This is a genomic window from Kistimonas scapharcae, from assembly GCF_039540975.1.
Taxonomy (GTDB): domain Bacteria; phylum Pseudomonadota; class Gammaproteobacteria; order Pseudomonadales; family Endozoicomonadaceae; genus Kistimonas; species Kistimonas scapharcae.
Window position 1 is genome coordinate 15275 of sequence record NZ_BAABFL010000448.1, and the last position, 14445, is coordinate 29719.

Below are 14445 nucleotides of genomic sequence, written 5' to 3' on the forward strand. Positions count from 1 at the left end.
TATTAGACAGATGTTCTATTAGTGTCTGTATATTGTTTATGATATTTGATTTTTAGGGGTGGTTTTTATATTGATGTTGTTTTGTGCGTTGTTTTTTATTTTATAGGTTTAATGTTAATAGTGAAACGTTTTTATATAACAACTGAGCCTCATTATTCAGCTGCGCCGCTTTACAAAAGTAACATAATAATCCCCCTTAACCAGATTAAGGGGGATTGGTTTTAGGCCTCCACCTTTTCCAAGTGAACATCCATCTGCGGGAAGGGAATCTCTATGCCGGCTTCATCCAGCGCAATCTTGATATTTTCGTGCAGGTCAAAGTACACATCCCAGTAATCTTCGGTCTTCACCCAGGGACGTACGACGAAATTCACCGAAGAATCCGCCAAAGCACTGACGCCAATGGTGGCTGCAGGTTCTTTTAGTAGGCGGCTTTCTTTCTCCAAAACGCTTTTTAGCACAGCCTTGGTTTGCGCCAGATCGGCTTTGTAGCTGACACCAATCACCAGATCGACCCGGCGGGTGCCGGTACGGGAATAGTTGATGATATTGCCATTGAGAATATTGGCGTTGGGAATAACAACCATTTTGTTATCAGGCGTCATCAACACGGTGGTGAAGATCTGGACGGATTCCACGGTGCCGGAAGTACCCGCGGCTTCCACATATTCACCGGTCTTGAGTGGCCGGAACAGAATCAGCAGGACGCCAGAGGCAAAGTTGGACAGTGAACCCTGAAGTGCCAGGCCAATGGCAAGGCCGGCGGCACCGATGATGGCGACGAACGAAGCCGTCTGGACCCCAATCCGTCCGAGTGCGGCGATGCCCACGAAGGTCAGGATGGCGTAATGGGTCATGTTGCCGCAGAAACGGGTGATGGTGGTGTCGACCCGGCGCTTTTCCATGACCCGCACCATGGTGCTGCTGATCATTTTGGCCGCGATATAGCCTACCAGGAGAATCAGCAGCGCAGCGGCCAGGTTAATAATGTACTGCAGTATTATTCCGTCGTTGCGGGCGACCCAGTCGCTGGCCTGATTAACAATATCCGCGCTCATTCGCAAACCTCATTGGTTAAATAGACGTTTGCGGTAGTATAGTTTTGATCTCATTTCTTCAAAGCTGCTTTGTGTCAGTATCTTCCGCAGATTCCACCTCAAGCTGGGCATCTTCCATCATGTATGCACGGGATGAACAGAAGGGCGTGAGTGGCATGGCCGGTTCGATCACGGCTTCTTCCTCTTTCCGTTCATGGCAGACTTTCAGCTGATGCACACGTCTTGCGGCTAACAGGAAGCCGGCTATGCCAAACAAAATGCTGCCAACGGCCTGACCGATCAACACACCTTCGGCACCGAACGTTTTTCCACCAAAGACCACAAACGGAATGGTACCGACGGTCGCTTTCCCTGCATTTAATAAGGTTGCCCAGTAACTGCGATTCAGGTTGTTAAACGACGCATTGGCGATAAACAGCGCACCATTAAACGCAAAACTCATGGCGACCCAGGGACAGAACAGGGCAAACAGTTCTGCGGAATCCCCCCGTAAACCAAAAACATGGATGAGCGGGTCACGCAGTAGCCACAGCAGCAGGGACACGACAAGACTGTAGAGTGCGGCAAATAGCAGGGCATCAAACAGGGTTCGGTGCACCCGGTCGAAACGCTGGGCGCCGAAGTTCTGGCCAATGATCGGACCGACAGCCCCAGAGATGGCAAATAGCAGGCAGAATGCCACCGGGATAATACGACCGATGACGGCATATCCGGCCACATAATCTGTACCAAAGTCAGCAATGAATCGTGTCACGAAGGCGTTGCCAAACGGCGTGGCGATATTGGCCAGAATGGCGGGCAGGGCAATGACAGCGATGGGCTTGAGATTGCATCGAAAATCCTGCCAGCGAGGGCGTGCCATTAAACCGTGGTGATACACCATGCCATAGGCCGCAATAACAAAAATGCTGATACGCGCCACCACTGAGGCGGTCGCGGCGCCTTCAATGCCCATGTTAAGGCCAAATATAAACAGGGGGTCCAATATGGCATTGACGATGCCACCGGCAAGTGTCGCCAGCATCGCGCGCTTGGCGTCGCCGGTGGCGCGCAGTGCCGCGCTGGCTGCCATGGCCATGGCCAGAATGGGGGCACTGGGCATCAGGATGCACAAATAATCAGCCGCTTTATCGGCGACAACCCCTTTAGCGCCAAGCAAGGCCAGCAGAGCCTCCACATTGGATACCATGATCATCGAGATCAGCGACCCGATAATCAGGGAAAACAGCATCGCACTGGCACCCAAACGACGGGCACTAGCTATATCCCGTGCGCCCAGTGAGCGGGATACAAGGGCGCCCATGGCAATGGAAGCACCAATGGAAACCGAAGTGTTGAAAAAGACCAGGGAGCCGGCAAACCCGACTGCCGCCGCCAGTTCGGCATGTCCCAGAAGACTGATGAAGTACATATCCAGCAGGTCGACCAGGAACAGTGCCATCAGCCCGATGGCACTGGTAGACGACATAACAACGATATGGCGCATAAGCCCGCCACGGACGAATCGGGCGTCAGACATAAAAAGATCCGGCATGAGGAATAAGACAAGAGCCCTAAGCATGCCTGTTCCTGTCATAACTGCAACCGATCTGTTGATGTGTTCACGAACCGTTCAGGCAGGAAGGCGTACAATGCGCCGCGGATTGCCATGGATGGCGTCTGCGATCTTGATTAAGCAAGTAATAGGTAAAGTCGATGTCTGAACAACCTCCCAGTATTGATGCGGGTAGCCGCAGTTGCCGGTCGCTGGCTTAACGGTAAGACACGTCTTTGTACACTTTCTTTCCTGTCCCTGCGCCGTCCTGCGCTATTCCCGCCTGAAAACTACATTGCCTGATAAAAAACTGATCGGTGGGAATTTTTATGCTGAACAACAAGTCACTGCTGCAACCGGCAGAAGCAACCGTATCTGCCACGTTGGGTGAACCGTATTGCCTGAATGGCAATGATGCCTGCACAGAATCATCCACAGGGTACCTGGGCACCTCTGTCTGGGGACATTTCTCCAGTCGTGTGCACTGGATGATTGTGCTGACCTTGTTTGGGTTTCTCTCGGGTTACATCATCAGTAGCTATGAAGATGCCCTGTCGTCTTTATTGATACTGACGATCTATATGCCAATGATCGCCGACAGTGGTGGTAATGCCGGCAGTCAGGCGGCTACCGTGATTATCCGCTCCATGGCGGTAGGTGAGCTGGGTCGGGGGATGGCGTTGCGTATTCTCTGGAAGGAGTTTCGTATTGCTGCCCTGATGGCGTTGGTGATTGCGGGGCTGGCCTTCCTGAAGGTGGCTCTGCTGACTTCTGCTGCTGATCTGCCGAGTGAACTGACCCTGGTGCCTGTAGGCACTGTGATCTCACTGGCGCTGGCTATACAGGTGATTTTCTCAACGCTGACCGGGGCGCTGGTACCATTGGCCGCACGTCGTTTATCGCTGGATCCGGCGGTACTGGCCAGCCCGATGCTGACGTCACTGGTGGATATTTCGGGAATGCTGATTTATTTCGGCCTGGCAACCCGGTTACTGGGTCTGTCGTAACCGTCCATGGGCAGAGTGCAGGGTCAGTCGGGAGGAACAGCCGCCAGTATCAATGGCTGGCGGCTGTGGCTTCAGCCGGTCAACGTCCCTGATTACTTAGGCAGTGGAATACCTGCCGGTGGCAGCGCGATGACTGTCGCGACAGCCGGCTTCCGGAGCAGAGACAAGCCGATAGACGCACCCAATACCGAGGCGATGACCAGCAGGGATACAGGGGTCGGTATCGCCCACGCGGTATCCAGCAGCAACATCTTCACACCCACAAAGCTCAGCATGACGGCAAGGCCATAGTTCAGGTAATGGAAGCGATCCATCAGGCTTTCCAGCACGAAGAACAACGAGCGAAGGCCCAGCAAAGCCATCACGTTGGCGGTATAGACCAGGAACGGGTCGGTGGTCACAGCAAAGATGGCCGGAATCGAGTCAATGGCGAACATCAGGTCACTGAGTTCCACGACCAGGACAACCAGCAGCAACGGTGTTGCCATCCAACGGCCATGTTCCCTTACCCAGAATGCGGCACCCCGGAAACCATCGGTCATTGGTAGGCGACGTGACAGGGCTTTCAGCCAGCGGCTGTTGCTGATGTCGTTGGTTTCGTCGTGCTTGTGCATGGCCATCTTGATGCCGGTAAAGATCAGCAGAACACCGAAGACGTACAGCAACCAGTGGTAACGGGCGATCAGGGCACTACCGGCCAGGATCATGACGCCACGCATTACCAGGGCACCAACAACGCCGTAGAACAAGACCTTGTGCTGGTAGGCACGCGGTACGGCAAAGGCGCTGAAGATCATGGCGAAGACAAACAGGTTGTCGACACTCAGGGATTTCTCAATCAGGTAGCCGGTGGCAAACGCCAGGGCTGCCTCATGGCTGGACAGTGTGCTTTCCGGTGACAGTGTTCCCCAGAAAAAGAAGATGATCAGGTTGAAGGCAACCGCCATGGCGACCCAGACGGCACTCCATCCCAGCGCATGGCGGAGGGTGACCTCTTTATTGTCACGGTGGAGGTACAGGTCAAGGGCCAGCATGGCCAGGACAAACAGGTTAAAGCCGATGATCGGCCAGGAATGGTTCAGCACGGTATAGCTCCGTCAAAATCCGGCGCGCACGAAATCGCGCACTATGGCTAGTGTGGTGCTGGTCTCGTCAAAGCTTGTGAGGCTCAACCGTTGCCGGGATTGCTCCGTGTTGACGACAACGGTCCCACTTGAGGCGGGCGACTACTCCCCAACGACGCGTGTTGCGTTACAGTCGAAGACTGTGGTCAGTTTGGGTCGTGGTTAAGGCTATCTGCGGTTTCTGATCCTGATAATGGCGTCGTATTGCTTATCCATGGTGTTCTGGAACAGACGCGACATATGAACAGGCAGGTGTTGGCCTGCGGTGCGGTATTTTTGTGAATCGTGATTGAACGTGATGTTCACTCAGGGAATGCTCATATCAATAAGACACTCGCAATCTAAGGGCAAGGTATGGGTGAAGTCAATGCGTATTTTGTCTTTGAAGAGCGATGGATTTTCGCGGGTGTCCATGGCCGCTGCAAGCGAGCAGCCATGGCGGTTGAGAAGGATTAGCCTGTGACGGGTTCTACATGACCAGAGCTACTTTTTGGCTCCTGACTCAAAATCGTGACCAGGCACGCGAAGACTGCCATGCCCAGCATCAGGATAGCCAGCATCAGCCGGTGTCCGATCGGAGTGGCCTGGGCCAGAATGCTGACCAGCGCCGCACCCAGCATCTGGATGCAGACCAGCAGGGCAGAGGCGGTGCCGGCAATATGGGGGAAATCAGCCAGTGCGCGGCTGGTGGCGGCACCCAGCAGCCAGGCGAAACCACAGCAGGCGATCATGACCGGCACCATGAATGACCAGGCGGTACGCAGATCCAGCCAGCAGCTGCCGGCCATTAATGTGGCGCCAGTCAGCATCATCAGGCTGCCGATGATCATGCAACCGGATTCTCCCAGCAGGAACATACTGCGGCCGGCGGCAAAACTGCCAGCCATGATCACGAGGGCGTTGGCGCCAAACAGTAAAGCAAACTCTGTCGTTGAAATCCCCATAGTGCTGATCAGAACCTGCGGGGCGAACGAAACGTAGCTGAGGATAACGGCCATGGCGCCCATGCAGCAGAGGCTGTACAGGACAAACGTACGGTGTCCCAGTAGTTCGCGGTAACTGGCCAGAACACTGAGCGGGCGCTGGCTGGTTGCTTCCGGTCGGGTTTCCGGCAATTTGATGGTCACCAGGACGAGGCTGGCGAGCGCAAACAGTGCCAGGAATACAAAGTTGGCCTGCCAGCTGAACGCTGCCGCCAGTGCACCGCCCAGGCTGGGAGCGAGAGCCGGTGCAATATTCAGGGCGCCATTCAGGTAGCTGTAGGCCTGCGCTGCCTCCCGTGGCGGCAGTCTGTCGCGTACTACGGCAAACGCAACGGTCGTCGTGCAACAGGCACTGGCGCCCTGAAGCATCCGCAGCACGATCAGCTGGTCAATGCTCTGGCAGAAAAGAATCAGCAGGGAGCTGATCATGTACATCACGATACCGGCCATGGCGATGGGGCGTCGCCCGAAGCGGTCGGTCAGTGGTCCGGCGGCCAGCTGACCCAGTCCCATGCTCAGGATGAACAGGCTGAGCGTATACTGAACCTTGTCAGCGGTTGTATTGAAATACTCAATGATGGTGGTGAAAGAAGGCAGGTAAATATCCACCCCCAGCGGGCTGAACAGCACGAGCAGGATCAGCACGCCCATTAAACGGCGTTGTGGCAAGGAAGTCTCCCGGTAATATAAGACGAGCGTCTGTTATTGCCGGGAATGATACGATCGCTATGATATGAATCATAATGAAATAACCTGTTGTCGTGTTTTCCATTTTGGAATAGTTGTCATGACCCTGGACCGTCTGTTCCGCCTTGATTTGAAATTGCTGGTTGGCTTCATTGCCCTGCTGGAAGAGCGCAGTGCCAGCCGTGCGGCATTGCGTCTGCACCTGAGCCAGTCGGCGATCAGCAAGCTGCTGGGTCGACTGAGAGAACTGTTCGATGACCCGTTGTTTATCCGGGTGGCCCACGGTCTGGAGCCGACGCCACGGGCGATTCAGCTGGAAGGCGGTATCCGGCTGGCGCTGCGGCAGCTGATGTCGGCCGTAGAGCCGGAGATATTTGCACCGGAACGCTCCCAGCGTCACTTCGTGCTGGCCAGCATTGGCAGCGCCTACCCGGTGTTGCTGACGGGCCTGTTTGGCCGCATCCAGACACTGGCGCCCGGGGTGACCATGAATTGTTATGACTGGCAGCCGGACTCCATCAACCAGCTCCAGCAGGGGCGCATTGAACTGGCGGTGATTGCCAAAGAGGTGACGGACAACCCGACCTACGGCACGTCGGGTTTGCCCCGATCCCTGCGGTATCATGCGCTGGCGGAGGATCGCAACGTTTGCCTGATGCGTAAGGGGCACCCGGCGTTGTCAGATAAGACATGGGATCTGGCGACCTATCTCAGGCAGTCGCATGTTCAGGTTTACTGTGAGGGCCGGGATTACTGGTTGCTGGACTATCGCCTCGACCAGATGAACCTGCGGCGCAACATCACCGTACGCGTGCCGGATTTTTATGCCGCATTGAGTATCTGTGAGCACAGTGACCTGGTCTTTACGGCGCTGAACCTGTTTGCCGGTGAGGCCCTGAAACACCATGCCGTGGTGCAGCTGCCGCTGCCGTTTTCCCTTGAACCGGTGACCTATCTGCTGGTCTGGCATGAGCGCTATGATAACGACAGCGCCCATATCTGGCTGCGGGAGCGTATCATTGAGCATGTTGCTTCCCGAATGGTGTCGGAGGCCAGAGAGCGGCCCTAGCGCCTTGTCGTTGTCGGGGGATGGCATTATCCTGCCTGTCCCCGGAATGGCCATAAGTAAGCCAGATCGGCGACGTTACTCCTTAAAAATGGATAATTTCCTGACCATGACTGACTGTTGCACGGATGAGCGTTACCTGAATATCCCGGCAGATCTGCTGGATGAACTGGGCAATGTGTTCTCCCTGATACCAAAGGCCGCCCGCGGGCCGATCAACATGCTGCGCTACGGACCTGGCTTGATGAAGGATATGAATGCCTGTCAGGAACCGCTGGCAGACTGGCTGGCGAAGTTTCCTGAGAGTGAGCGGGACGGGGCGGCGGCGCACGTCATCTCACAGGCTATCCTGTCCAAATCCATGGATCGCAGGAGTATCCTGACTATCCGGAAGCTGTTTCTCGGGGCTACCGAGGAGAAAAACAAGGATATGAGCCGAAAGGTTGAGAAGACGATCCTCGGGCATGAGATCCGGATTGACTGTTCGCTGCAGGCGGTGAGTGATGGATTGAAACTAGCCCTTGAGTGAATGTGTTGAATAGTATCGATCGGAGTAGGACTTTCGTCGTATCCATTAAAGCCTGTGAGGCTGAAATAGCGCGAATTTGTTAGGAATACTGTACAAGCCTGTTGGTGATATCGGGTGCTTCCCATGAGATGGTAAGTGACTGATATTTATACATAACAGGACGTTGATATGGCAGCAGGCTTTTCAAGGAGTTCTTCTTTAACTTCACTGAATGGACATCCCGGTAGTCAGGAGCAACTTGATCTCTCCCAGTGTACTGGTGCGGGAAATTATGTTCTGTTCAATGGATTGAGAACCAGGGAGGATGTTTCAGAAGGTGGTTCCCCTACGTTTGTAAGATTGCCATCTTCAAACCCTGCCCCTGAACCAACCAAATGGTGGAAGCCAATAGCTGAACGTGCTGTCAAACTTCAGGATAGATGGCGAGCCTGGCGTGACAAAAATAATGCTAAGGAATCCCCGTCGCCAGAAAATCAGCCTCTCATGGAGCATGAAAGCTTGGAAGAGTCTGGCGGTCGATCTGCTAGCCCGGTTGCATCCGTTGAGGTGCATGAAGCACAGAGCATACGCTCTCTTTCTTCAGCAGGAGGGTATGAACTGGCGGAAGAGGCTTTAGTCGAATTAGGGGACGCAGCTGTTTCTCCTCAGGGATCGAATCTCAGCCTTGATACGCTTACTCCAGATACCGTAGATACCGCAGAGGATGCTCCTGCAGAGTTACCGACAACGACAACTCAATCAATGATGACTCCCCCTGCACCGACTATTGTGCCGATGTCCAATGCGGGCACCCCTCTCATCGGTTCTGCTGATCAGGAGGTACATAGCAATCACCCTATTGCAAGCACAGGACTGAGTGATACGAGGGAACCGTGCATGCCTTCGCTGACACATGGTGTTGATGAACCAGCATTATTATTGGCGGATGATCATCTTTTAACATTAAATCTTGATGAGAACCGAACAGGTACTGGAAGTGGCGTCAGGCTGGATGAATTAGATGAGATCAGTTTGACGTCAGCACCAAGCCAGACAAACCTATCTACTGGAAGTACAAGAACTGCGGCAGGCAATGAGGGGCAAACCTGGCTGGAATGGATAAAAAACAGTGTGAGCGGTTTATGGGATGCGTTTGTCGGGCTTTTCCGGTCTCTCTGTAATTGTTGCTGTTGTTATACGGAACAGGATGATTCTGATCCACACGAACAGTTATCACAATTACTAAGTGCAAGTCGGCAGCATATTGATGCTGATTCGTTGCGATATTTCCAGCGACGCCGCGAAGAGACTACAGGCGGTTTGTCTCTCTGGGACGAAAGTGAGACGGCCTATTCTAGTTTGACTGATTCGTTCGGATCATGGCAGCAGGCAGCTTCTGAAAATGTTGGAACCAGTGGCGCAAATGCAACAGGAGAGGCTGCTGACTTGCATACTATAGATATCGACCCTGGTTCTATTGGAGATGTTGAACGTGGTAGTGTGATGTCGCTGTCCAGGGAGCGACAAAGTGAAGAATCTCCTCTTGATGATCAGGTGCTTGTTGCTCGCTCTCGGGAAGAGGGAAGATCTTCTCCACTGTTACATCCCCACGCTATTAATGCTGAACAGAAGGCTCCATCGGCTTCCTCCGTAAGCAGGGTGGAGGAACCATTGTTTCATGCTGTTCCTCAGACTTCCTGTGAAACAACACCTTCATTGTCACCACAGGGGGCCACGGCCGCACCACCAGTTGTGCCCACAACAAGGGCGTTACATCCAGAGATTAAACAACATGAAACTACTGTTAAAAATTTTACAGTGGCGCTGACAAGTTTCTTTAGATACTTTCTAAATAACAACTATCGAAACAAAATTATAAGAAACCATTCAAGTTTGAAAAAAGAACTTTCTAAACATCATTCTAAGGTGCTGGCTTATCTAGAATGTTGTGAAAAACATTCTTTCGATAGGAATCAGGAAACGGTTGATATCATTGTTGGGAGTTTGAAGGAAGCAGGTCTAAGCGAAAAACAATTATTTTGGTTAGCTAACGGCATTGATGAGTTTGTATTTGACGAACATGACGGTAGAACTTCATACCTGCAAGCTAAAATCCTTGGCTTTACCAAGCGAATAATGGATTTCCCTGTGACAAAGAGGCATCTTCTTACAGCAATTAACGTCTACCAACAATTAATTTTAAAGGACAAACGGTGAAACAATAAATCTAGTTTCCTAAATTGTTTACCATGCTTTGGTATTGCGCGTTCTTAATATAAAGTACGACCAGCAACAGCAGGTCATGGCACAATGAAATCGACAAAAGCGACGTTAACAGCTGCAGTGTTTGGGGCAACGGGGGCAACCGGTCGGGTGTTGATGGAGTCGTTGTTGAATAGCTCTGAATACAACAGGATTGTTGTTATCCATTATCGCCCAACACCTTGGGCAAACCATCCCAAAGTTATTGAAAAGATCATCCCTTTTGATGATATTTCTACACTCCAGTTGCCGGTGCCTGTTGATGAAGTGCTTTGTTGCCTGGGAACCACTATTCGGAAAGCTGGTTCGAAGGCCGCATTTCGTAAAGTCGATCACGATTATGTGATGGCCATTGCACGGTGGATTACTGCCAACCACCAACCTCGTTTACACCTGATCAGCGCTAATGGCGCTAACCCCCAATCCCACGCTTTTTATATGCGAGTGAAGGGTGAGGTGGAAGCCTCACTCAAAACCATGGGGCTGGCGTCGTTGGTGATTTACCAGCCTTCCCTGTTACATGGTGAACGGGATGAATTCCGACCGGCAGAGCGGCTTGGGTTTTATGCGCTGTCCGTGCTTGCCGCGATTCCGCTGCAGGCAATCCGACAGTACCGGCCTACACGGATGAGTGCCCTGGCGGAGGCGATGTTTCAGCATTCACTAAAAGCGCAAAAATCGCTCACCTTGCTGAAGCCCGACGATATCGCGGTGTTTGAAAAAACAGCCTGACTGTTTTAAACCGGCGCGTGATTACCCACCAAATACTTCCATCAGGAGTCGCCCGACCAGCAGGATAAAAACCAGAACCATAATGATGCTGGACATTTTGCTCTGCGCTTCTGCCGATACCGGCTTGGCATACCTTTCCAGTACCATAACCAATACGCCCAGCACGGCGAAGAGAACCAGAAGGATTGTCAGCAGCTTGGTCATCGCGGATTCCTTATGCGTGTGCAGGCTCTTCTGTCTGGGTGGCTTGTATGTGATTGTCGCCAGTACTCAGGGCAACAAGACGACTGAGTTCAGATAAGGAACGGCCACTTTTCTCTTGCAGCCGGTTAAAGAATGCCTGAATTTGTTGCTGTGAGCGTTTGGTACTGGTGCTGCCATCAATGACCTTGTGGGCTCGCAGATAGCCTTCCACATCACGACTGAGAAGAAAGGTGTCCTTGCCCAGCGCCCGCAGGGCGTAAGAACCAGTGTTGCCGCCCAAGCGTGAACCGTGCTTTTTCAGGTATTGCCATAACCCGATAATGTTATCGGTAGGCCAGTCAGCGATGAAAGTGGAAAAACGACCATGTTCGCGCTGTACATCGCTGATCATGATGGCGTTATCACGAATACTCCAGACTTTCTTCAGGTGCCGGATAATACGCGGATCAGCCGCTTTCCGTTCCAGCATCTCGTCCGGCATCATCAGCAGTTTTTCGATATCGAAATGCCAGAAAAGCTCTTCGAAGGCGGGCCATTTGTTATCCACAACACGCCAGACAAAACCGGACTGGAACATTTTTCGAGTGAATTCTGCCAGGTAGCGATCATCGCCAAGTTGTGCCAGCACTTTATGGCTAAGCGGTTTCGATAACAGACCCTCAAGCGCCTGTTCCCCACCTTTACGCTCGCAGGCACGTTCATAAATCGTTTGGTAACTTTCTGCTTGCACGTTCATTACCCTGATGTCGCGGACGACCAGTGTAACGTATCCTTTCGTGGCGGGTTAACGTCTAAACAGTAATTTCTCAATACCAACAGAAACGCCACCCGAAGGTGGCGTTGTTGAAGTCGGTAAGCAAATGATTGCTTAGAAGACTTCGTAGGTGTAGGTCAGGTAGACACGGTTAACATCTGCATCGTACAGAGCGCCAAGAGTGTTGTCTCTTGTGGCATCAGTAGATGTACCGCTGGTGCGGTATGCAGAGTGGTACCAAGCCAGTGACAGGCCTTCCAGCTTGCCAGAGAAGTCATAATTGACGTAGGCGCCCAGTTCCTTCTGCTTAAAGTTGTCGAAGCCTTTTGCATCTTCACCATTGACGTACCAGGCGTCAACACTCAGGCCGGGGACGTGATCACTGAAATCATAACCAACACTGAACATGTAGGCTTTTTCATCTTCATAGTTGAAACCTTCCCACTGATCCAGTGAGGAGTTATAGGTGCCGTGATCGCCATCGTACAGTGAGTTAACGTAATCACCATCTTTGGTTTTGTTATAACTTAAGCCAACATATGCATTACCGAAGTTCAATGTTGCATTTAAATTGGTGTAGGCAGACTTGTAGCCATCAGCATGCTGATACACTGCGTCGCCATCAGGGTTGGCATCATAATCTTGGACATCTTCAAGGAAAAGATCACCATTCTCTTTGACTTTGCTGTAGCGAGCATCCAGGTCAATGGACATGTTGTCAGCAATTTCAAAGCTATAAGATACCTTTGCAAATGATTTTTTCAGGTAATCTTTTGAGTCAGCTTGTTCTACGACGATACCCAAGCCATTGAAATCGTAAGCTGCGCCGAAAATAGTGATGTTATCAATTTTTTCGTTTTCAGGGTTTTCAAGATCGTTCTTGAAAGCTGAAGCGTTTCGAGCACTGGCGGCAGTGATGCGGGTAGCGTACAGATCGACACCATAAACATCGGCTGCCAGGTCAACACCGTAGCTGGATGAGTTCAGGATACGTGAACCGCTATCACCGTATGTCTCAAGGCCACGTTTCTTTACACCATAGGTAGCGTGCAGGTTCAGGTCATCATCACCGAACTTCGCTTTCAGGTAAGCCTGTTGGAAACCGGCGATATCATTGGCATTGCCTTTGTCGCCTGTTGGCAAGTTGGTAGTGCCCCAGCTATAGCCGTCATCTTCAGTTTTCGAATTGATGTCGTTGGCGAAGCCAGCTTGGATGTCAAAGCCAATGATGTCAGCGTAATAGCCAGAGCTGTAGTCTGCTACCAAGGCTTGTACCCACTCTTCGCGAGCGTTGGACTTTGACTGATCAGATTCCCAGAAATAGTTCTTATAGGTAACGCTCAGCGAGCTGTTGTCTACAAAGCTGTTGTCAGCCTGTGCAGCAGTAGCCCCCAGTGCTGCAGCGACAGCAACGCTTAATGCGCTCTTTTTCAGCATTTTCATTATGGTGTACCCACTCCAAGGTATGTTGTTTTTGTTGGTAGTTATGCTAAGAAGCGCTGACCCACATGCAAACAGCATGCCTCCCCGAGATCAATCGCATACGTACATAACGAAGCGCTAGTGTTAATCAGTTGTAGAAAAAATTCAACAATGTGTCACATAAAGGTGCATGTTTTGTCATCAAATTGTGCAGAGAGTCAGTTGAAATACCTGTCTGGGTGGTCAGGCAGAGACAACAAACAAGGCAATGACACAGCCATAAGCCGCGAACCAGGACAGTGACCGCAGCATGTGTTTGTCCACCAGGTAAAAGATGCCGTATAAGACGCGCAGGCCGATAAAGGCCAGTGCCAGCATGTCGATGGTGAGCTGTCCGGCAACGCCGACCTGATGGGCAATGATCACCGCTGCGGCAAACACGGGCAGTGCTTCAAAGCAGTTTTGTTGAGCCCAGTTGGCCCGTGCGCTGAGTCCTTGCAATCCGACATAAAAATCCCTTGGTCGTCGGTTGTTGTAGCCCGGTGTCGTGCTTTTGGAGATGAGGGTGAAAACGAATGGCATCATGGCGGCTGCCAGGACACACCAGTAAGCGGTTGTCATCATGTGCTCCTGTCCGTTGTTGTTAGAATGGTTGGGTGCAAGAGAGCGTGGTGGTCAAAGCGGATAGGCAAGACCAGACGCGTGCCGCATAATGCCACATCTCTGTGCACAACGCCTGAGTTTGTTCCCGGATGATACATGGCGATGATGGCCGGCACCGACATTGAGCACTACCAGCTTCCTGATGAAGAACCCCTTCAGATCATTCGTGTGGATGAAACGAACCGACAAAGCTATGAGCGGCGTCCGCATCGGCATGACTATTTCGAAGTGATCTGGACAGAGGTCGGTGAAGGTGAACACAGCATTGATTTCACGGCATTTCCACTCAGGCCTCGTACGCTTTATCTGATTGCACCGGGGCAGGTGCATCAGATACTGGCACCACCGGAACTGATGTATGATCTGGCAAGAGTTTTCCGGACACTTTTTTACGCTGCCTTGGCAAGTTCCTGTTCATACTTGAAAGGTGCCAAGTAGCCA

14 protein-coding genes are annotated in these 14445 nt (G+C 52.0%); 6 read left to right on the forward strand and 8 right to left on the reverse strand.

Translation table 11 applies throughout. The annotated features are described in order from the left end of the window. Positions 1-221: 221 nt before the first annotated feature. Positions 222-1058, reverse strand: coding sequence for a small-conductance mechanosensitive channel MscS (gene mscS / locus ABD892_RS19315; protein ID WP_345197690.1), 837 nt, complete (start codon positions 1056-1058; stop codon positions 222-224). A 58-nt stretch (positions 1059-1116) separates the two neighbouring features. Continuing rightward, the gene (locus tag ABD892_RS19320; protein ID WP_345197692.1) at positions 1117-2577 is read right to left on the reverse strand and encodes an MATE family efflux transporter; all 1461 of its coding nucleotides are present in this window, start codon (positions 2575-2577) and stop codon (positions 1117-1119) included. A 344-nt stretch (positions 2578-2921) separates the two neighbouring features. Here ABD892_RS19320 and ABD892_RS19325 point away from each other — a divergent pair, with 344 nt between their 5' ends. Beyond that, complete coding sequence (locus ABD892_RS19325; protein WP_345197693.1) at positions 2922-3599, forward strand: magnesium transporter; 678 nt, start codon at positions 2922-2924, stop codon at positions 3597-3599. Positions 3600-3691: 92 nt separating this feature from the next. Here the strand turns inward: ABD892_RS19325 and ABD892_RS19330 are convergent, their stop codons facing one another. Both ABD892_RS19330 and ABD892_RS19335 read right to left on the reverse strand, forming a co-directional pair. Continuing rightward, complete coding sequence (locus tag ABD892_RS19330; RefSeq protein WP_345197694.1) at positions 3692-4684, reverse strand: TerC family protein; 993 nt, start codon at positions 4682-4684, stop codon at positions 3692-3694. 491 nt (positions 4685-5175) lie between these two features. Beyond that, positions 5176-6375 (reverse strand): multidrug effflux MFS transporter, encoded by a 1200-nt coding sequence (locus tag ABD892_RS19335; protein WP_345197695.1) that lies wholly within the window; start codon positions 6373-6375, stop codon positions 5176-5178. 118 nt (positions 6376-6493) lie between these two features. Here ABD892_RS19335 and ABD892_RS19340 point away from each other — a divergent pair, with 118 nt between their 5' ends. From ABD892_RS19340 to ABD892_RS19355, 4 genes are all read left to right on the forward strand, one after another. Further along, a complete protein-coding gene (locus tag ABD892_RS19340) occupies positions 6494-7462 on the forward strand; it encodes a LysR family transcriptional regulator (RefSeq protein ID WP_345197696.1) in 969 nt (322 codons plus the stop codon). Between the two features lie 106 nt (positions 7463-7568). After that, positions 7569-7988: a hypothetical protein gene (locus ABD892_RS19345; protein WP_345197697.1), complete on the forward strand. Its 420-nt coding sequence runs from the start codon at positions 7569-7571 to the stop codon at positions 7986-7988. Positions 7989-8156: 168 nt separating this feature from the next. Further along, positions 8157-10184 (forward strand): hypothetical protein, encoded by a 2028-nt coding sequence (locus ABD892_RS19350; protein WP_345197698.1) that lies wholly within the window; start codon positions 8157-8159, stop codon positions 10182-10184. Between the two features lie 93 nt (positions 10185-10277). After that, positions 10278-10961, forward strand: coding sequence for a Rossmann-fold NAD(P)-binding domain-containing protein (locus tag ABD892_RS19355; protein ID WP_345197699.1), 684 nt, complete (start codon positions 10278-10280; stop codon positions 10959-10961). Between the two features lie 21 nt (positions 10962-10982). On the opposite strand, the gene ABD892_RS19360 is transcribed toward ABD892_RS19355, so the two are convergent. From ABD892_RS19360 to ABD892_RS19375, 4 genes are all read right to left on the reverse strand, one after another. Further along, positions 10983-11165 carry a hypothetical protein gene (locus ABD892_RS19360; protein ID WP_345197700.1) on the reverse strand — a complete coding sequence of 61 codons (183 nt, stop codon included), beginning with the start codon at positions 11163-11165 and terminating at the stop codon, positions 10983-10985. A gap of 10 nt (positions 11166-11175) precedes the next feature. Continuing rightward, positions 11176-11901 carry a DNA-3-methyladenine glycosylase I gene (locus ABD892_RS19365; protein ID WP_345197701.1) on the reverse strand — a complete coding sequence of 242 codons (726 nt, stop codon included), beginning with the start codon at positions 11899-11901 and terminating at the stop codon, positions 11176-11178. Positions 11902-12033: 132 nt separating this feature from the next. Continuing rightward, a complete protein-coding gene (locus ABD892_RS19370) occupies positions 12034-13362 on the reverse strand; it encodes an OprD family outer membrane porin (RefSeq protein ID WP_345197702.1) in 1329 nt (442 codons plus the stop codon). A gap of 222 nt (positions 13363-13584) precedes the next feature. Further along, a complete protein-coding gene (locus ABD892_RS19375; protein ID WP_345197703.1) occupies positions 13585-13965 on the reverse strand; it encodes an MAPEG family protein in 381 nt (126 codons plus the stop codon). A gap of 135 nt (positions 13966-14100) precedes the next feature. Between ABD892_RS19375 and ABD892_RS19380 the strand changes: the two genes are divergently transcribed. After that, positions 14101-14442, forward strand: a complete 342-nt coding sequence (locus tag ABD892_RS19380; protein WP_345197704.1) for an AraC family ligand binding domain-containing protein — start codon at positions 14101-14103, stop codon at positions 14440-14442. Positions 14443-14445 lie beyond the last annotated feature (3 nt).